18 protein-coding genes are annotated in these 17,327 nt (G+C 61.0%); 14 read left to right on the top strand and 4 right to left on the bottom strand.

Annotation, left to right across the window (positions count from 1 at the left end; genetic code table 11):
• Nucleotides 1–4 precede the first annotated feature (4 nt).
• Genes N5D48_RS00980 through N5D48_RS00970 form a run of 3 tightly spaced genes read left to right on the top strand, consistent with a single transcriptional unit; the run spans nt 5 to nt 3,341 of the window.
• Nucleotides 5–1,372, top strand: a complete 1,368-nt coding sequence (locus N5D48_RS00980; protein WP_279880093.1) for an ATP-grasp domain-containing protein — start codon at nt 5–7, stop codon at nt 1,370–1,372.
• A gap of 3 nt (nt 1,373–1,375) precedes the next feature.
• Nucleotides 1,376–2,110 carry a 2OG-Fe dioxygenase family protein gene (locus N5D48_RS00975; RefSeq protein WP_279880091.1) on the top strand — a complete coding sequence of 245 codons (735 nt, stop codon included), beginning with the start codon at nt 1,376–1,378 and terminating at the stop codon, nt 2,108–2,110.
• Nucleotides 2,097–3,341, top strand: a complete 1,245-nt coding sequence (locus N5D48_RS00970) for an MFS transporter (protein ID WP_279880089.1) — start codon at nt 2,097–2,099, stop codon at nt 3,339–3,341. The genes N5D48_RS00975 and N5D48_RS00970 overlap by 14 nt, the downstream gene beginning before the upstream one ends.
• A gap of 66 nt (nt 3,342–3,407) precedes the next feature.
• Here the strand turns inward: N5D48_RS00970 and N5D48_RS00965 are convergent, their stop codons facing one another.
• Nucleotides 3,408–4,325 carry a LysR family transcriptional regulator gene (locus N5D48_RS00965; RefSeq protein ID WP_279880087.1) on the bottom strand — a complete coding sequence of 306 codons (918 nt, stop codon included), beginning with the start codon at nt 4,323–4,325 and terminating at the stop codon, nt 3,408–3,410.
• A 126-nt stretch (nt 4,326–4,451) separates the two neighbouring features.
• On the opposite strand from N5D48_RS00965, the gene N5D48_RS00960 reads away from it, so the two are divergent.
• From N5D48_RS00960 to N5D48_RS00905, 11 genes are all read left to right on the top strand, one after another.
• A complete protein-coding gene (locus N5D48_RS00960; protein WP_279880086.1) occupies nt 4,452–5,210 on the top strand; it encodes a 5-oxoprolinase subunit PxpA in 759 nt (252 codons plus the stop codon).
• A gap of 94 nt (nt 5,211–5,304) precedes the next feature.
• A complete protein-coding gene (locus N5D48_RS00955) occupies nt 5,305–5,550 on the top strand; it encodes an acetyl-CoA carboxylase (RefSeq protein WP_023629552.1) in 246 nt (81 codons plus the stop codon).
• A 10-nt stretch (nt 5,551–5,560) separates the two neighbouring features.
• Nucleotides 5,561–6,934 carry an acetyl-CoA carboxylase biotin carboxylase subunit gene (locus N5D48_RS00950; RefSeq protein ID WP_279880081.1) on the top strand — a complete coding sequence of 458 codons (1,374 nt, stop codon included), beginning with the start codon at nt 5,561–5,563 and terminating at the stop codon, nt 6,932–6,934.
• Nucleotides 6,931–7,803: an allophanate hydrolase subunit 1 gene (locus N5D48_RS00945; RefSeq protein ID WP_279880077.1), complete on the top strand. Its 873-nt coding sequence runs from the start codon at nt 6,931–6,933 to the stop codon at nt 7,801–7,803. The genes N5D48_RS00950 and N5D48_RS00945 overlap by 4 nt, the downstream gene beginning before the upstream one ends.
• The gene (locus N5D48_RS00940; RefSeq protein ID WP_279880075.1) at nt 7,800–8,774 is read left to right on the top strand and encodes a biotin-dependent carboxyltransferase family protein; all 975 of its coding nucleotides are present in this window, start codon (nt 7,800–7,802) and stop codon (nt 8,772–8,774) included. The genes N5D48_RS00945 and N5D48_RS00940 overlap by 4 nt, the downstream gene beginning before the upstream one ends.
• A gap of 767 nt (nt 8,775–9,541) precedes the next feature.
• Entirely contained in the window at nt 9,542–10,420 is an 879-nt protein-coding gene (hchA, locus tag N5D48_RS00930) for a glyoxalase III HchA (RefSeq protein ID WP_279880073.1), read from the top strand.
• 52 nt (nt 10,421–10,472) lie between these two features.
• Entirely contained in the window at nt 10,473–10,754 is a 282-nt protein-coding gene (locus N5D48_RS00925) for a helix-turn-helix domain-containing protein (protein WP_279880071.1), read from the top strand.
• A complete protein-coding gene (locus N5D48_RS00920) occupies nt 10,729–11,514 on the top strand; it encodes an SDR family oxidoreductase (protein WP_279880068.1) in 786 nt (261 codons plus the stop codon). The genes N5D48_RS00925 and N5D48_RS00920 overlap by 26 nt, the downstream gene beginning before the upstream one ends.
• A gap of 93 nt (nt 11,515–11,607) precedes the next feature.
• The gene (locus N5D48_RS00915; protein WP_279880065.1) at nt 11,608–12,030 is read left to right on the top strand and encodes a nuclear transport factor 2 family protein; all 423 of its coding nucleotides are present in this window, start codon (nt 11,608–11,610) and stop codon (nt 12,028–12,030) included.
• A gap of 97 nt (nt 12,031–12,127) precedes the next feature.
• Entirely contained in the window at nt 12,128–13,030 is a 903-nt protein-coding gene (locus tag N5D48_RS00910) for an acetoacetate decarboxylase (protein ID WP_279880063.1), read from the top strand.
• 87 nt (nt 13,031–13,117) lie between these two features.
• Nucleotides 13,118–13,411, top strand: a complete 294-nt coding sequence (locus N5D48_RS00905) for a putative quinol monooxygenase (RefSeq protein ID WP_279880061.1) — start codon at nt 13,118–13,120, stop codon at nt 13,409–13,411.
• Between the two features lie 94 nt (nt 13,412–13,505).
• Here N5D48_RS00905 and N5D48_RS00900 read toward each other — a convergent pair whose 3' ends face one another.
• The 3 genes from N5D48_RS00900 to N5D48_RS00890 all read right to left on the bottom strand — a co-directional run bounded on the left by N5D48_RS00900 (nt 13,506) and on the right by N5D48_RS00890 (nt 17,317).
• Nucleotides 13,506–15,272, bottom strand: a complete 1,767-nt coding sequence (locus tag N5D48_RS00900) for an acyl-CoA dehydrogenase C-terminal domain-containing protein (RefSeq protein WP_279880059.1) — start codon at nt 15,270–15,272, stop codon at nt 13,506–13,508.
• 63 nt (nt 15,273–15,335) lie between these two features.
• The gene (locus tag N5D48_RS00895) at nt 15,336–16,991 is read right to left on the bottom strand and encodes a cation/acetate symporter (RefSeq protein ID WP_279880057.1); all 1,656 of its coding nucleotides are present in this window, start codon (nt 16,989–16,991) and stop codon (nt 15,336–15,338) included.
• Nucleotides 16,988–17,317: a DUF485 domain-containing protein gene (locus N5D48_RS00890; protein WP_279880055.1), complete on the bottom strand. Its 330-nt coding sequence runs from the start codon at nt 17,315–17,317 to the stop codon at nt 16,988–16,990. Before N5D48_RS00890 ends, N5D48_RS00895 begins: the two co-directional genes overlap by 4 nt.
• Nucleotides 17,318–17,327 lie beyond the last annotated feature (10 nt).

The raw sequence follows: 17,327 nt of genomic DNA, 5'->3' as shown, positions 1-17,327 counted from the left end.
AATCATGAAACAAGATGCCATTCTCTTCGTCGATGTCGACGATAGCCCTGATGGACGCTATCGCTACGCCGAACCGCACTTCGCGGCGGCGCGCGCGCGGGGCCTGACGTGTCTGACCGCGGCGTTATCGGAACACGGTCGATTGCAGCGCCTCTACGAAACCAGTGACGATGTTTATTTCCTCGATACGCTGAGCGAAACCGATCTTCTGGATTTGCTCGAGCGCCTCGGCGGTCAATACACGATTCGCGCTATTTTTTGCCACGCCGGGCATGCTTCGGCGCGTGGGCAAGTCGGGCTCATCGTCGCGCAAGTCGCCAGGCAACTCGGTCTGGTGCATAGCTGTGCCGACGCCATTGCCGCCTGCAATAACAAATTCCTAATGCGTCGGGCATTGCAAAAGCAGCAGTTGCGCTCGGTGCCCTTCGAACTTTGCAATGATCAACAGTCGCTGGCTCGAGCGGCGGCGCGTATTGGCTTTCCGCTGATCGCCAAACCGGTATTCGGCGCCGCGTCGGTATTTATCAAGAAGTGTTCGAACTGGGATGAACTGAGCGCCCATTACGCGCGCTACCTGCACCAGCATGGTGAGGCTGCGTGCGCCGATTTCTACGGGGCCGCGCATACACTGTCGGAGCAGGGTGAACCGCTGCGCGACTACATTCCGGGTCGCAGCATCTTGCTTGAGGGCTATATCGAGGGGATCGAAGGAACCGTCGAGTGCGCCATCGTCGACGAGCGTATTCACCCCATGCTGATCAATGAAAAGCTGATCCTGACCGAGCGTAGCGGCACCATCCTCGAGAACTTGCTGATCACGCCGCCGGTCTCGTTCACCGAGGCCCAGTGCGAGGACATCCGCCAATATGCCAAGGATTGCTTGCGCGCCGTCGGGATGACGAACTCGATGGTGCACTTTGAATTCCGCATGAGTGCGGACGGGCCGGTCGCGATTGAAATCAACCCGAGGCTCGGCGGCTTGTACGTCAATGCCGCCTTGCGCGATCTTGCCGGCATGGATCCCTACGCCTTCTATATAGCGCTACTGCTGGGCGACCCTCCCGCGAGCCTGGACCTCGAGGCGCATACCCTCAAGGCAAGCCAGTCGCGACAGCGCTACGCGATGCTGGCTATCTACCCTGAAGAAAGTGGCGCTTTCGAAGGGTTCGAAGGCCTCGAGCATCTTGATGATTGCGATGGGGTCGAGGAGTACGCCGTACAGGAGAGCGGCGGTTATCTGAATGCCGACATCGAGGAGCACTACCTGCTCAAGTGCTGGGCGAGTGTCGATGATGCCGCGCATGCACACGCGCTGCATGAGCATTTCAGCAAGTGCCTGAAACCTGTCATTCATCCTTTGGCCGAGGCATGAATCGTGGATATCCAGCAGGCGTCAGAGGAACTGAGAGAAAAACATTACTGCCACCTCGCAGATTTCGGCGAGGGGATCCAAGTTGGGCCAGCAGAGGCGCAGTCCTTTCGCGGTTACTGGTCAAACCTGGTACGGGACGAGGCTTACAAGGCCTATACCCACCGCGAACGGCGAATCTTGCGCTACCACTTGCTGCCAGGAGGGCGACTGCGGTTGAACAAGGAGGTTGATTTCATCTCTCCGGTCATTTACCCCGTCGACTATCGCAAGGGGACCAATGTCCTGTCCTATGCCGAGGAGGGTTTTATTTCCCACGCCATCACCCGACAGATCCTGGCTGTCGATATTGGCATGGCGGTGGCTCAGTTTGGTGATCGCGCCTTCAGCATCGATATACATCAGTTTCGCGTGAAGGCGGATGGCAATGCGTGCAGTCCGACGACCTCCGGTATTCACCAGGATGGCTTGGATTGGGTGTCGATGCACTTTATCGGCACCTCCAATGCACAACCGGTGCTGTCTGAGGTCTATGCCAACGACGATGTGCAAAGTCGGGTATTGAGCGTGCCCCTGGAAAGGTTCCTGGATACCCTTGTTGTCCACGACCGCATGGTCTACCACCGAGCCGGGGAAGTGCGTCAGGTGGACGGTGCGGCGCCGGCGTGGCGCGATATGTTGGTGGTGGGCATGCGCTGCCTCCCTGATGATCTTGGGGGGACGTGCCATGACGCTCGATGACGAGTTGAACGTGTCCAATCGAAACCGCGGCTTGATCATCGTTGCCAGAAGCATTTCGGACTTTGGCGCCTTCCTCAACATGGTGGCGCTGAGCACCTATGTTTATTGGCTCAGTCAAAGCGCAATCGCTGTCAGTGTATTTCTCGCTTGCCGGGTCTTCGGAGGCATCGTGGCCAGCCTGCTCGGCGTTGCGTTGTTCCAACGCTTCACTGGGCGCGTGCCGCTGGTTTTTCTGGACTTGTTCCGAGCGTCGCTGTTGACGCCATTGCTGTTCTTGCCGTCGGCTCAGCAACTGATGCTATTGCCATTCATTGCCTTTGGCATAGGCCTTGGCAATTCGTTGTTCGCCATCGGTCTCAATAGCCAATTGCCCATCTGGGTGGCGGCCGACCAGCGAGTGGCGACCAATGCCTGGCTCACATCCGTGGGCGCGACTGGCGCGGTGCTGGGCAGCTTGTGCTCCGGACTGATCATGGCCGCTGGCGGCTTTCAGATGATCTTCACGGTGAACGTCATCACCTACGTGGTTGCTGCTGGCCTGATCCTGCCGCTGACCGTGCTGTATCCGTCAACGCAGCAGGAGCGTGGCACGCTGTCGGACCAGTGGCGTGAGCTGGTTCGAGGACTTCGTGGCGCGCCAGTGCTGGCCGTGATGTTGCTGATCAGCTTGCTGGACACCTTGGGCAGTGCGGCCCATAACGTGGGATTTCCACTGCTGGCCGAGGATATCGACCCCGGCGAGTCGACGCGCGTGATGGGCTATCTGCTGGCGGTCTGGGCCCTTGGCAAGTTCGTTGGGGCTCGCTTTGCCAGTCGCCGGCTGCAGGGGCGTGCCAGCGAACGCTTGGAGCGAGCGTTCTTGCTGGGGGTCGCATTGATGTCCAGCGCGTTCATTGTCACGTTTCAGCAAAGCGAATTGCATTGGGCACTGGCATTCATCGTGTGGGCCGGGATGGGTGACGGGGTGGCGGAGGTGGCATTGATATCGCGAGCGCAGAGCGAGCCGCAGAGCCTTCGCCTGCCGCTGTTCAGCTTGCTGACGTTGAGCCAGATGGTTGGGTTTGGCGTCGGCATGTTGTTGGTCGGCCCCTTCTACTCGTCATGGCCGCTGACGCTGGTCATTGTCTTGTTCCATGGCTTGCCCTTGTTCGCACTGTTACTTACGGCAGTGTGGTTGTACTTCAGGTCGAACACCGCCGAGCAGCGGGTTCGATACCAGGGCAGGCAGTGAGCGTGGACAGCGTGGGGACAAGATGGGCCGCTCTGTGCCCATCACTCAAATATGCCTTCGTTGCTTTCAGCGCCGCGCAGAAAGTTGTTGCGGGGCCAGAAATGCGTCGTGGAAGTAATTGTGGAACGCGTGCATCGCCGGGCTGAATTCCCGCTCGCGATGCCAGGCCAGGCCGACGCTCATGGGGGTGACCTTGTCGGTGATGGTCACCGTTTCGATGCGTTTACCCTCCAGCGACCAGGGACGGTGTACCAGGTCGGAGAGGATCGCCACGCCGCTGCCGTTGGCCACCATGCTGCGCACAGCTTCCACAGAACTGGTGCGCACCCGCACGTTGGGCTGCTGCTGGGCATGTTCCCAGTAGCGCATGGCGCTTTGTTCGGCTTCGTCGACGGTAAGCAGGATGAAGGGCTCGCGCGTGACGTCGGCAAGGCTCACGGCCGAGCGCTCGCACAGCGGGTGATGGCTGGGCAGCCACAGCCGGCGCTCGGAATTGAACAGGGTTTTCGAGACGATGTCCGGGTGGGTCAGGTTCGAGGTCAGCACCACCGCCATGTCGAACTCGCCTTCCAGCAGGCCTTGCTCGATGGCCTGGCGCTCCCGTTCGTGCACTTCGATGGCCACGTCCGGGTGCCAGTGTTGCAGGCGTTGCAGGTGGTGCGGCAGGAAGTAGCCGATCACCGTGTAACTGGCCGCTACCCGCAGCAGGCCGGTGGCGCGAACGTCCGGCAGCGGGCTGTTAAGGGCGTCGTCGACGCTGCGCAAGATCACGTAGGCCCGATTGAGAAAGTGCCGTCCGGCATCGGTCAGGCTCATGCCCTGGGCCGAGCGCTGGAACAGTAGCGTGCCGAGCATGCCCTCCAGCTCCTTGATCGCCGTGGTCACCGCCGACTGGGAAATATTCAGATGAATCGCCGCTTGGGAGATCTGCCCGATCTCGGCGGTGGCGACGAAATAGCGAACCTGGCGCAAGGTCAGTGACATGGAACACTCCGCTTGAGGAGGTATCTGATTTTCAGAAGATATCCCCTCCGATAATAGATCTTCCCAAGGGGGTGGCAGGAATCTAACGTGCTCTGCATGAAGTCACAAGCGTCAGGAGCGAGTGTCATGCAGGCAGTAGATTTCAATTCGGACATGGGCGAAGGCTTCGGTCCGTGGACTATCGGCGATGGCGTCGACAGCGAACTGATGGGCTTCATCAGCTCGGCCAACATCGCCACCGGTTTCCATGCCGGCGACCCCGGCACCATGCGGCGTACTGTCGAGCAGGCCAAGCGCCTGGGCGTGGCCGTCGGCGCCCATCCGGGCTTTCGCGACCTGGTCGGGTTCGGCCGCCGCCACATCAATGCATCGGCCCAGGAGCTGGTGGACGACATGCTGTATCAGCTGGGCGCCCTGCGTGAGCTCGCCCGAGTCCAAGGCGTGGCCCTGCAACACATCAAACCTCACGGCGCGCTGTACATGCACCTGGCCCGGGACGAAGAAGCGGCGCGCTTGCTGGTGGAAAACCTGCAGCGCCTGGAGCCTGGACTACTGCTGTATTGCATGCCCGACTCGACGATCTGGCGTATCGCCAGGGCGCTCGGCCAACCGGTGATCCGCGAGTTCTATGCCGACCGCGAATACGACATCAGCGGCTCCATCGTCTTCACCCGCAATGTGCGTGCCTACGACCCCGCGCAAGTAGCCGCGCGGGTACTGCGCGCCTGTCAGCAAGGCGTGGTGCGCACGGTGGAAGGTGAAGACCTGGCGATCGAGTTCGACTCCATCTGCCTGCACAGCGATACACCCGGTGCCCTGGCGCTGGTCGAGGCCACCCGCAACGCGCTCGATGGCGCGGGGATCAAGGTGCGCGCACCGCGATAAAGCCACCGAAGACACCTGGCACGCAGACGCCAGGGCTTATTCGCCACACAGATTACTTGCCTGCCTTTCTACAACTATTCCAAGAGGAACAGACATGGCGCAGCACACCGTCATCACCCCGTTGCCGGGGACTTTCTACCGCAAGGCCACCCCGGAGTCGCCGAACTACGTCGAGGCCGGTGCCAACGTCAGCGCCGACACGGTGATTGGCCTGATCGAGGTCATGAAGCAGTTTTCCGAACTGACCGCGGGTACGGCAGGGCGCCTGGACGCGTTTCTGGTCGAAGACGGTGATCCGGTGGAGCCGGGTCAGGTCATCGCTACACTCGAAGACGCGTGAGGGCACAACCATGACCCAAGGCATTGGTAAACTGCTGATCGCCAACCGTGGCGAGATCGCCGTGCGGATCATCCGCGCCGCGAAAGCGCTGGGGATTCCAACCGTGGCGGCGTGCAGCGAAGCAGACGTCGATTCCCAGGCCGCGCGCATGGCCGACGAAGTGCACATCCTCGGTCCGGCCCGCGCTGACAAGAGCTACCTCAATGTCGAGGCCTTGCTCGCTGCCCTGAAGGCCACCGGGGCCAACGCGGTCCACCCCGGTTACGGTTTTCTTTCGGAAAACGCCGAATTCGCCGAAGCGGTACTCGCCGCCGGAGCGATCTTCGTCGGCCCAAGCCCCGAGACCATCCGCCGCATGGGTGACAAGGCCGAGGCCCGGCGCACCGCACAAGCGGCGGGCGTGCCGGTGGTGCCTGGATCTCCCGATGAACTGTTCGATGTGGAGGCGGCGGTCGAGGCCGCCAGATCCGTCGGCTTCCCGCTGCTGATCAAGGCCTCGGCCGGAGGGGGCGGACGCGGCATTCGCCTGGCGGAAAACCCGCAACAGTTGCGCGAAGAATTCCCCCGCTCCCAGCGCGAAGCCCAGGCCGCCTTTGGCAATGGCGCGGTGTATCTGGAACGCTTCATCGGCAAGGCCCGGCATATCGAAGTGCAGGTGCTGGGCGACGGCAAGCAGGCGGTGCACCTGTTCGAGCGCGAATGTTCGCTGCAACGCCGTCGACAGAAAATCTTCGAAGAAGCGCCGTCGCCGGTCCTCGCTGCGCCGCAGCGCGAGGCCCTCTGCGCGAGCGCCGTGCGCCTGACCGAGGCGCTGGGATACCAGGGCGCCGGCACCCTTGAATACCTGTACGACGACGCCACCGGCGAGTTTTTCTTCATCGAGATGAACACACGGATCCAGGTGGAACATCCGGTCAGCGAGCTGATCACCGGTATCGATCTGGTCCAGGCCATGTTGCGCATTGCCGGTGGCGAGCCACTGGGACTCAAGCAAAGCGATATCGCGATCAACGGCGCGGCCCTGCAGATGCGCCTGAACGCCGAAGACCCCGCGCGGGATTTCTTCCCAAGCCCAGGGCTTGTGCAAGCGCTGAACTGGCCACAAGGCGAGGGCGTGCGTGTCGACAGCCATCTGTATGAAGGCTACCGGGTACCGCCATACTATGACTCGCTGCTGGCCAAGCTGATTGTTCATGGCCGTGATCGCAGCGAAGCCCTGGCCCGCGCGCGGCTGGCGGTCGAGCAGACCACGCTGACCGGCATGGCCAGCACCTTGTCTTTGCACGGCGAACTGCTGGAGCAACCCTGGTTGCACAGCGCCGACTTCCACACCGGTACTCTGGAAACCTGGCTGGCCGAGCGCCGCAGCGGAGGTGCAGCATGAGCAGTGCGATTCGCTACAGTTTTGGCGCCGACGAACACCTGTTCGCCGAAGTCAGCGACAGCATGTCCCTTGAAGCCTTCTTCAAGGGCATGGCGGTCACCCGTGCGGTGGAGCGTTTGGCCCTCGATGGCGTGCTCGACGTGTGCCTGGCCAACGCCTCGTTCCAGGTCCGCTTCGACCCGGATCGCATCGCGCCGGCCGATCTGCTCGAAGCGGTGAAGGGGGCCGAGGTCCAGGCCGTGGCCGAGCGCACCCTGCACACCCGGATCATCGAGATCCCGGTGCTCTACAACGATCCCTGGACCCACGAAACCCTGATGCGCTTTCGCGACCGCCACCAGGACCCGAACGCCACGGACCTGGAGTACGCCGCGCGCATCAACGGCTTGGCCGACGTCGAGGCGTTCATCGCCGCCCACAGTGGCGCGCCGTGGTTCGTTTCGATGGTGGGCTTCGTGGCGGGCCTGCCGTTCATGTTCCAGATGGTCGAGCGCGAACGCCAGTTGCAGGTGCCCAAGTACCTGCGACCGCGTACCGACACGCCGAAATTGACCCTGGGCCATGGCGGCTGCTTCGGTTGCATTTACTCGGTACGCGGTGCCGGTGGCTACCAGATGTTTGGCGTCACCCCGGCACCGATCTACGACCCGCGGCAGAGCCTGGCGTACCTGAAGGAACACATGGTGTTCTTCCGTCCCGGCGACATCGTGCAGTTCAAGCCGATGGACCGCGAAGCGTATGACCACGCCGTGGCCGAGGTCGAAGCCGGGCGCTTCGATCTGCGCATCCGTCCAGTGGAGTTCTCGCTCGATGCGTTCCTCGCCGACCCGATCGGCTATCCCAAGTCGCTGCAGGAGGCGCTGGCATGATCAAGGTACTCAAACCCGGTCTGGCCACCTCGGTGCAGGACCTCGGCCGCGAAGGCTACTACCACCTGGGTATCCCGCCTTCCGGGGCGCTGGACCAGTACGCCCTGAGCGCGGCCAACCAGCTGGTTGGCAATCCGGCCAATTCGGCGGCGCTGGAGTGCACGTTGCTGGGGCCGGAGCTGGAATTTCAGCAGGACGCCCTGGTGGCGGTATGTGGCGCGCAGATGACGCCGAAGGTCGATGGCGTGGACATGCACCTGGACACCGCCTTCGAAGTGAAGGCCGGGCAAGTGCTGCGTTTCGATTTTCCCAAGGCTGGCGCGCGGGCCTATCTGGCGGTGGCCGGCGGTATCGATGTGCCGGTGGTGCTCGGCAGTCGTTCCACCTACGCGCTGGGGGCGCTGGGTGGTTTCCAGGGGCGCAGGCTGGCGATTGGCGATGAACTGCCGGTAGGCATAGACAGCGGCAAGGGTCGTGTCGGGGCGAGCCTGCCCATGGCGCTGCGTCAGTCGCTGGGAGGGGAGATCACCCTGCGGGTGGTGCCGGGGCTGTACTACGAGCGCTTGACCCTGGCGGCGGCGGACAGTTTTTTCGCCGAAGCCTGGACCGTCGGCTCGGAGGCAGATCGCATCGGCTATCGCTTCAAGGGTGGCAGTCCGCTGAGCTTCCAGCCTCGCGAGCAGCCGTTCGGCGCCGGCTCCGATCCTTCGAACATCGTCGACAGCTGCTACCCGATCGGCTCGATCCAGGTGCCGGCAGGGCTCGAGCCCATCGTTCTGCACCGCGATGCCGTGTCCGGTGGCGGCTACGCGATGATCGGCACGGTGATCAGCGCCGACCTCGATCTGGTCGGTCAGATGCAACCCAACCAGAAGGCCCGCTTCGTCGCGGTGACGCTTGAAGAGGCGCTGCAAGCCCGACGTTCCTACAAGAAAAAACTCAGCTGTCTGAGCAAGCTGTTCCCTACCTGATCCGCCCGCCGCACCGCGTGGGCAAAGCCAAAAAGGCAAGCCAACGCCGCACTTCGGTGCGGGGGCGGCTGCCCGCGCTGCAACCTCTGGCTGGCTCTGGGGTTCATGCATATGGCTGCTCTATCGGCGGTGCTTGCGGATGTGTTCGCATACTTGCTCAAGGCGTTGTCCTGCCAAGGCATCTTTGTAGTGGCTTGGGTCGATGTGGCATTTGCGCGGATTCTTTTTGCACGTTCTGATGTGGCTGCGTTCGGAGGGGAGCCCACATGGAATGCTGTCGGCTTGACGGCCTGGTTTGGCGCCACCGCATCGGGGCTGGCTTTGATGCTTGCCGGTGGTGTTAGGGTTTGTACGAAAAGTCGCCGAGCGGCGATCAGGCAAGGCGAAAACAGGCGAGGAAGCGGAGTTTACTGGTTGTAAATGAGCATTCCGAGCCTGTTTTCAACGCAGCATGATCGTCGCGCAGGCACTTTTCGTACAAAGCCTAACGCATGCCTAGCGGCCACGGGGTCAAGCGTACCTTCTGCTGGCGCATATGCACCATGACTCTCCGGGACTGGACACCTGGTATCAGCCTTCCGTACAGGTCGAAGGTGGGTGATCGAAGCCATCGGTCGGGTTATTCCACCCGCCTTGATGCTGCACTAAAATTTCAATCTGAATCTCAGTTGAGGAGCTGTTTGGTTAGGGGAAAACCCTCATTGCTGTCGGGATGGGTGGCCCCCTAGGATGAACATCTTATTTTGCCAGCCACGACGGAGTAAGCCATGACTAATGCGCAAGCTGAAGACAAGCGCCCAACCGAAGATCCCGCAGAGGACAATGCGTTTTTCCCCTCGCCTTATTCGCTAAGCCAGTTCACCTCGCCAAAATCCGATCTCAGTGGTGCCGACTATCCTGCGCCCTATAAAGGTGGCCGGTGGAAGGTACTGGTCATCGGCGCTGACGAGCGTTATCTGTTGACCGATAATGGCACCATGTTCTCTACAGGCAATCACCCTGTTGAGACGCTGCTGCCGATGTACCATCTGGATAAGGCAGGGTTCAAATTCGACATTGCGACCTTGTCTGGCAATCCGGTCAAGTTCGAGTTCTGGGCGATGCCATCAGAAGACGTCGAAGTGAAGGGGCTGTACGCTAAATATCGCGATAAGTTTAAACAGCCCAAAAAACTGGCTGAAGTAATCGATCAGGCACTGGGTGACGATTCCGATTACATCGGCGTGTTTATTCCCGGTGGCCACGGCGCACTGATCGGGTTGCCCGAAAGTCCCGATGTTAAAAAGGTGCTTGAGTGGGCGTCCAAGAATGACAAGTTTGTGATTTCGTTGTGTCATGGCCCGGCTGCGCTTATTGCTGCAGGTTTGGGTGGGGGCCGAGAAAACTATATTTTCAACGGGTACAAGATTTGTGCGTTCCCTGACGACCTGGATGCGAAAACGCCGGACATTGGCTATATGCCGGGTCACTTGACCTGGAAGTTTGGTGAAAAACTAGAGGCGTTGGGCCTTGAGATAATTAACAAAGATATTTCTGGAGCGGTGCATAAGGACCGTAAATTGCTGACCGGCGACAGTCCGTTGGCGGGTAACGCTCTAGGCAAGCTGGCGGCGGCTGAACTGTTGAAAGAGGCCGCAGGGCAATGATTCCGGCCCGGGTGGCAATCAAGTAGATAGCAGCCCCGACGCTCGTCTGGTATTGGCCACCGATGCTTTCAATGCCGCTCGCCGATGGCTGGAAACGCCCCATGCTGGAGGTGTCCGACAGCTTTCCGTTCGCGAGCGCGAGGTGTTGACTTGTACGGCTGCGGGTTCACGGCATGCTGATATTGCGGTGACGCCGGGCTTGTCGGAGCGTACTGTGGAGAACCCTCTTCGTGCGGCGCGGCGCCATGTTGGTGTCGCTACAACTGCTCAAGCGATCAAGATCGCTATTCGCAACGGCGACCTTGGTCATGGTCGAGACCAATATGATGGGTAAAAAAGTGCTGGTGACAGGCGCGGCAACCGGTTTTGGAAGAGGCGTGGCCTGGGCGCTGTCGGAGCGTGGGCACCAGGTGATCGCTGGATGCCAGATATGGCCGCAGGTGTGGGAGCTGCGCAACGCTGCGTTGTTGGCCGGGATTGAGATGCAGGTTATCAAACTTGATGTCCTCAACGAGATTGACCGCAAACATGCGCTGGCAATCGAAATCGATGTCTTGTTCAACAATGCGGGCATCATGGAGTCGGGTCCCATTATCGAAATACCAATGTCAGTGTTTCGTTCGGTTTTTGAGACCAACGTATTTGCCGCCCTTGAGTTGGCGCAAGGCTTTGCTCGGGGGATGGTCCAGCGCGGCCATGGGCGGATCGTCTGGACGTCGTCGGTGGCCGGGTTAGTCAAAGTGCCTTTCGATGGGGCGTATGCCGCCTCCAAGCATGCGGTCGAAGGCATCTGTTCGGCAATGCACGATGAACTGATGCCTTACGGCGTCGAAGTAGTGACGGTCAACCCGGGTGCGTACCGCACGGGCTTCAATGACACGGGCATGGAGAGCATGGACCAGTGGTGGGACCAGGGTGACAGGGTTGTCGCTCATTGGCCGGTGCGTGAGCTCAATCGTCAGCATGATCCTGCCGAGATGATCAATGCGATCACTGCGGTGATTGAACAGGACAAGCCCAGCTATCGTACTGTTCGACCAGTCAGTGCTGAAGAAATGGTAAAGAAAGAGCAGTCGGACGTATGGGAACGATAGCTTAATTGAACCAGCCAAGGATGCTGTAGAAAAATGGAGGCGCTTGAAATCGGTATTGACCAATAGGTCGGCTGATGAATCGAGGAGATTGAGATGCAAACATCCCTAGGCATCGCCAAACACTTTTTCTCGCGTTATAACGCTCATGATCTTCAAGGCATGCTGGCCTGTTTCTCTCCACAGGGTCGAATTGATTATGTTCCCATTGGCCTGGAGGGACCGGTACATGTCGCTGGTCTTGAAATATGGGGGGCACTGATTGATGCATTTCCCGATTTGAATAATCAGGTGACTGCGCGCTATGTTGATGAGCAGGCACAAACGATTGTAGTCGAAGTGACTATTCGCGGTACTCAGGCGAAGGATGCATTTGGCATTGAAAACCTGGGGCGCAGCTTCGAGCTGCCTCATGTCTTCATTCTTGGCCTTGCTGACGACGGCCTGATTCTGGCGATGAAGGCCTATTGGGATAACGCCACGTGGTTTCAATCCCTGGGTAAAAAACAATTTGGCTAGCTGGCCGCAATAAAAACACTCAACTCAGTTGAGGAAGCCATTCCTCTGGCGCTGTAACGACCCGCTGTTTCTAAACTATCGCTTGGAGGCAACAGTCATGAACTGTCCAGTTGATCTTTCACGTAGGCAGGTTTTACTGACGGCAGGCATCGGGCTTGTGGCCGCTTCGTCACCCTTGCTCGCCCAGTCGCTCAATGGCACGCAGCTCTCCACTCGCTCGTCGGGCGGGCTCTATCTTCCGAATTCTGCCGCCGACACGCCATGGACGCCTGAAAGCGTTCGTCAAAAGGCTTATGCGATGCCAGTCGTTTCGCCGGCTTACCCGCAACCACCAAGTTGGTTTCTGGACCGCCCGTCACTGACGATAACTTATCGCACCGATGTCGAGCTCGCGCGGGCAATGGTGCCTGAACCATTGATGGTCAAGGACCCGCTCGTCAGCCTTTCATTCCTTTGGATGGTTGCGCCTGGGATCGGCGACTACTACGAGTTCGCCCAGAGCATCGCTTGTTTTCTGGGGGACGAGGCTGTCAGTTTTCGCCCGCTCATGGTGGCCGAGAATGTCACCGCCATCATGCTGGGCCGCGAGGTCTGGGGATTGCCCAAGAAATACGGCCATCCTCGTGTTGGGCAAAACAATGAATCTTATGTCGGCACGCTCGAGTACGACGGCACGTTGGTGGCCAGGGCCAGCATGGCCTACAAGTACCAGGAGGTCGACCTGGCGCAAGCGGCGGCGGCCATGCGCACTCCCGGGGTTGTTCTCAAAGTCATTCCCGATGTGGACGGCAAGACAGCGCGTATTGCCGAACTGGTAAGGTTCGAATATTCGACGGTAGAGCTCAAGGAAGCCTGGACGGGGGCCGCGAGCCTCGAGCTGTTCGATCACGAGGCGGTCCCGATCGCCGCGCTGCCCGTTCGCGAGATCGTGTCAGTGCGCCATACGCTAGGCAACTTCATGCTGGCGCCCGGCAAGGTCGTGCACAACTATCTCAAGTAGCAGCAGATGGCGGCCGTTGGCCGGGGCTTGGCTGCGTGTTGATCCCGGCTACGGCACACAATGTATTTCCACGCAGAGAACCCGCCGATGTCCACGTTGTATGTCACCGCCAGCTTCCTGGTCAAAGCCCAAGGGCTCGAATCTGTGCTCGAGGTGTTGACCACTTTGAGCGAAGCTACCCTGCAAGAGCCGGGTTGTCTGGACTATGGCTACTATCAGTCGCTGGAAAATCCCTTGCAGCTGACATCCTTCGAAGTCTGGCAAGACGAAGAGGCCGAAGCGCTGCATTGGCAATCCGAACACCTCGAGGCTGCGTTGGTCCAGGTTTCCGGATGGCTGCAGGGGCCGGCGCAAGTCACCCAGTATCGTCGAATGTGCTGAGTTGGATGATGGCGTTGGATTTTCGCGGCCCTGGCCAGTCGGGGTCGGCCTTCCAGGCCAGACCCCGGCGGCGCTGCGCTGCAGCGCCGATCTCTCAGAACTGTTCGGCGTCCAGCACGTAAAGGCAGGCACTTCCCACGCGAGCAGCACTTATCAAGGACTCGATGCGCGGTAACAGGCGGTCGAAGTAGAAGTGGGCGGTGGCCAGTTTAGCTTGATGGAAACTGTCTTCCTTTCCGGTGGCGGCCCGTGCCATGCGTGCCCACATGTAGGCGTAGGCGGTGTAACCGAAGACATGCAGATAGTCGACGGCCGCGGCGCCTGGTTCGTAAGGGTTGGTCCTGGCGATGTCGATCAGATGATAGGACAGGGCCTCCAGTTGCCCCAGTGCCTCCAGCAGATGACGGCTGAAGGTTTCCTGCGGGGCTGCCGCCACGAAGGCGCGGACTTCTTCTGCGAACAACGACAACATCTCACCGCCGTTGGCCAGCACTTTGCGGCTGATCAGATCCAGCGCCTGGATACCGTTGGTGCCTTCATAGATCTGCGCGATGCGCACATCACGAACCAGCTGTTCCTGACCCCACTCGCGAATGTAGCCATGGCCGCCGAATACTTGCTGGCCATGCAGGCAGGATTCCAGCCCGGTATCGGTGAAGAATGCCTTGGCGACGGGCGTGAGCAGCGCCACCAAGGCTTCGGCACGGGCGCGCTGCTGTGCGTCGGCAGCGTACTTGGCGATGTCCAGGTACTGCCCGAGATAGGTCGCGAAGGCACGACCACCTTCGGTCAAGGCCTTCATGGTCAGCAACATGCGACGCACGTCAGGGTGGACAATGATGGCGTCGGCGGCGGCGCCCTTCGTTTGCGCGCCTTGCGGGGCTCGCCCTTGTTGACGCTCGCGCGCATAGTCGACGGCGGCCTGATAGGACTGCGCGGCGCAGCCGATGCCCTGCACTCCGATGGACAGGCGTTCGTAGTTCATCATGGTGAACATGGCGGCCAGGCCCTTGTCGGCTTCGCCTACCAGCCAGCCCGTGGCACCGTCGAAATTCATCACGCAAGTGGCCGAGGCCTTGATACCCATCTTGTGTTCGATGGAGCCGCAGGCCACGGCATTGCGCGCACCGAGTTGCCCCGCGTGGTCGACCAGCACCTTGGGCACCAGGAACAGTGAAATGCCGCGTGATCCGGCGGGGGCGCCGGGCAGCTTGGCCAACACCAGATGGATGATGTTCTCGGTGAGATCCTGTTCGCCGCCGGTGATGAATATCTTGGTGCCGGTAATGGCGTAGCTGCCGTCGGGGTTGGCCGTTGCCTTGGTGCGGATCTGCCCCAGGTCGCTACCTGCATGGGGCTCGGTCAGGCACATGGAGCCGGCCCAGCGCCCTTCGTACATTGCCGGGAGGTACTTGGCCTTGAGTGTTTCGCTGGCGTGAGCGTCGATGGCCAGGCAGGCGCCTGCGGACAGCGTCGAATATAGGGCAAAGCTGGCATTGGCCGCGTAGACCATTTCCTCGAATTGCACCGAGAGCATTTTGGGCATGCCCATGCCACCGTGTTCGGGGTTGCCGGCCAGCCCCACCCAGCCGCCTTCGGCGTACGTGGCATAGGCTTCACGAAAACCCTCAGGGGTCCTCACCACGCCGTTTTCCCACTGCGCACCCTGCTCGTCGCCGAGGCGATTGAGTGGGGCGAGCAGGCCCGCAGTGAGTTTTGCCGCCTCCTCGAGAATCGCGTCGGCCACCGTGCTGTCAATGCGTTCAGCCAGGGCTGGCAGCGCCTGCCAGAGGGTTGGCGCATCGAACACGTCGTTGAGCAGGAAGCGCATGTCGCGCAAGGGCGCCTTGTAGTCGGGCATGGACTTTACCTCTTGGAAACAGATGTTGTTGAAAGGCAGCGCGCGTGCGTACACGGCCGCATGTCAGTGATCGTGGGCGCCCGCGGTCCCCAGGCCGGTCTGCGCCTGGACCAGCTGATGGTGGAACCCGTCTCGGTCTTTCACAGCTCTGGCGCTGCGGTCGAGCTTGGAGACCACGACGATGACCAGGAACGTCAATGGCATCGAGAACAGCGCGGGGTGGTCATAGGGGAAGAGCGCCCGTTCGTGCTCCAGCACGGTGACCCAGACCGTAGGGGACAGGATCACCAGGCCCAGCGCCGAAACCAGCCCGGTCAGGCCGCCGCAGATGGCGCCTCGGGTGGTCAGGTCTTGCCAGTACATGGCCATGAACAGCACCGGGAAGTTGGCGGAGGCCGCGATGCCGAATGTGAGGCCGACCAGAAAGGCGATGTTGACCTGTTCGAACAACATGCCCAGGGCCATGGCCAGCACGCTCAGCACGGCCACGGCAGCCCGGGACACGCGCATTTCCTGGGCCTCGCTGGCAGCGCCGCGCTTGATGATCATGGCGTAGAGGTCATGGGAGATGGCGGAGGCGCCGGCCAGCGTGAGTCCTGCGACGACGGCCAGGATGGTGGCGAATGCCACGGCGGACAGGAAACCGAGGAACAGGTCGCCGCCAACGGCCTTGGCCAGGTGCATGGCAACCATATTGTTGCCGCCGAGCAATGCTCCGCCCAGTTTGCCATCGACGAAATAGCTCGGGTCGGTGCCGACGACGACGATCGCGGCGAAACCCAGTACGGCCACCACCAGGAAGAAGTAGCCGATGAATCCCGAGGCATAGAACACCGACTTTCGTGCTTCGCGAGCGTTGGGCACGGTGAAGAAGCGCATCAGGATGTGTGGCAGGCCCGCCAGGCCGAACACCAGGCCCAGGGCCATGGACGCGACATTCACCGGGTTGGCCAGCATGCTGCCGGGGCCCATGATCGCCCAACCGGCCGCATGGGTTTCAATCGCGCGCTGCGCCAGGCGTTCAAGGCTGAAGTCGAAGGGTGCCAGGGCCAGCAGCATCAGTGCCGTGCCGCCCAATAGCAGCAGGATTGCCTTGGTGATCTGCACCCAGGTGGTGGCGAGCATGCCACCGAAAATCACGTACACCAGCATCAGCAAGCCGACCACGACCACCGCGACGCTGTAGTTCAGGCCGAAGAGCAGTTTGATCAACTGGCCGGCACCCACCATCTGCAACAGCAGGTAGCAGCACACCACCGTCAGCGAACCGCAGGCGGCCAGTACCCGCACACGTCTTTGGTCGAGCCGGAAGGAGACGATGTCGGCAAAGGTGTAGCGCCCCAGGTTGCGCATGCGCTCGGCCATGAGGAAGGTGAGTATTGGCCAGCCGACGAAGAACCCGGTCACGTAGATGAGGCCGTCATAGCCTTTGGCGAAGACCATGCTGGACAGGCCGAGCAAGGTGGAAGCCGACATGTAGTCGCCGGCGATCGCCAGGCCATTCTGCAGCCCGCCGATGCCTCCACCGCCTGTATAGAAGTCGCTGGCGGAGCGGGTTCGCCGGGCGGCCCACGCGGTGATCAGCAAGGTGATGCAGACGAACAGCAAGAACATGCCGATGGCCGGCAGGTTGAGGCTGCTCGGTGGTGCAGCGCCGGCCGTCGCGGCAACGGCAGGTTGCAGGCAGGCCAGGCAGAGCAGGGCGCTGAGACGTTTCATGCCTGGCTCTCCTCGACGATGCTGGCACTGAGGCTGTCGAAATGCGTGTTCGCGCGGTGAACGTACCAGCCGGTCAGCAGCCATCCACTCAGGATGAGCAGCGTCGACACCGCGATGCCCACGCTGAGGTGGCTGCCTTGGTGCAGTCGAGCATGCAGTAGGGTAGGCCAACAGGCGGCGACGCCCATGAAGGCGAAGTAGGCGCAAAGCACCACCAGGCTCAGGCGCCATGTCAGTTTCGAGCGGGTCTGGACAAGCACCTTGAACCTGGGGTTGGCCAGGATGCGTTGGGCGTGTTGGGTAGTGCTGGGGGGCGTGATGTTCATGCTGGCTCCG

The sequence above is a fragment of the Pseudomonas sp. GD03858 genome, assembly GCF_029840925.1.
Classification (GTDB): Bacteria; Pseudomonadota; Gammaproteobacteria; order Pseudomonadales; family Pseudomonadaceae; genus Aquipseudomonas.
The sequence above is the reverse complement of the archived record's forward strand: the minus strand, read 5'-3'. Positions and strand labels throughout refer to the sequence as shown.

What these genes read in the sequence shown, in the direction of transcription:
- N5D48_RS00980 (WP_279880093.1), top strand. Translation starts at nt 5, where the DNA reads ATGAAACAAGATGCCATTCTCTTCGTCGATGTCGACGATAGCCCTGAT.
- N5D48_RS00970 (WP_279880089.1), top strand. Translation starts at nt 2,097, where the DNA reads ATGACGCTCGATGACGAGTTGAACGTGTCCAATCGAAACCGCGGCTTG.
- N5D48_RS00965 (WP_279880087.1), bottom strand. Translation starts at nt 4,325, where the DNA reads ATGTCACTGACCTTGCGCCAGGTTCGCTATTTCGTCGCCACCGCCGAG.
- N5D48_RS00960 (WP_279880086.1), top strand. Translation starts at nt 4,452, where the DNA reads ATGCAGGCAGTAGATTTCAATTCGGACATGGGCGAAGGCTTCGGTCCG.
- N5D48_RS00955 (WP_023629552.1), top strand. Translation starts at nt 5,305, where the DNA reads ATGGCGCAGCACACCGTCATCACCCCGTTGCCGGGGACTTTCTACCGC.
- N5D48_RS00950 (WP_279880081.1), top strand. Translation starts at nt 5,561, where the DNA reads ATGACCCAAGGCATTGGTAAACTGCTGATCGCCAACCGTGGCGAGATC.
- N5D48_RS00945 (WP_279880077.1), top strand. Translation starts at nt 6,931, where the DNA reads ATGAGCAGTGCGATTCGCTACAGTTTTGGCGCCGACGAACACCTGTTC.
- N5D48_RS00940 (WP_279880075.1), top strand. Translation starts at nt 7,800, where the DNA reads ATGATCAAGGTACTCAAACCCGGTCTGGCCACCTCGGTGCAGGACCTC.
- hchA (WP_279880073.1), top strand. Translation starts at nt 9,542, where the DNA reads ATGACTAATGCGCAAGCTGAAGACAAGCGCCCAACCGAAGATCCCGCA.
- N5D48_RS00920 (WP_279880068.1), top strand. Translation starts at nt 10,729, where the DNA reads ATGGTCGAGACCAATATGATGGGTAAAAAAGTGCTGGTGACAGGCGCG.
- N5D48_RS00915 (WP_279880065.1), top strand. Translation starts at nt 11,608, where the DNA reads ATGCAAACATCCCTAGGCATCGCCAAACACTTTTTCTCGCGTTATAAC.
- N5D48_RS00910 (WP_279880063.1), top strand. Translation starts at nt 12,128, where the DNA reads ATGAACTGTCCAGTTGATCTTTCACGTAGGCAGGTTTTACTGACGGCA.
- N5D48_RS00905 (WP_279880061.1), top strand. Translation starts at nt 13,118, where the DNA reads ATGTCCACGTTGTATGTCACCGCCAGCTTCCTGGTCAAAGCCCAAGGG.
- N5D48_RS00900 (WP_279880059.1), bottom strand. Translation starts at nt 15,272, where the DNA reads ATGCCCGACTACAAGGCGCCCTTGCGCGACATGCGCTTCCTGCTCAAC.
- N5D48_RS00895 (WP_279880057.1), bottom strand. Translation starts at nt 16,991, where the DNA reads ATGAAACGTCTCAGCGCCCTGCTCTGCCTGGCCTGCCTGCAACCTGCC.
- N5D48_RS00890 (WP_279880055.1), bottom strand. Translation starts at nt 17,317, where the DNA reads ATGAACATCACGCCCCCCAGCACTACCCAACACGCCCAACGCATCCTG.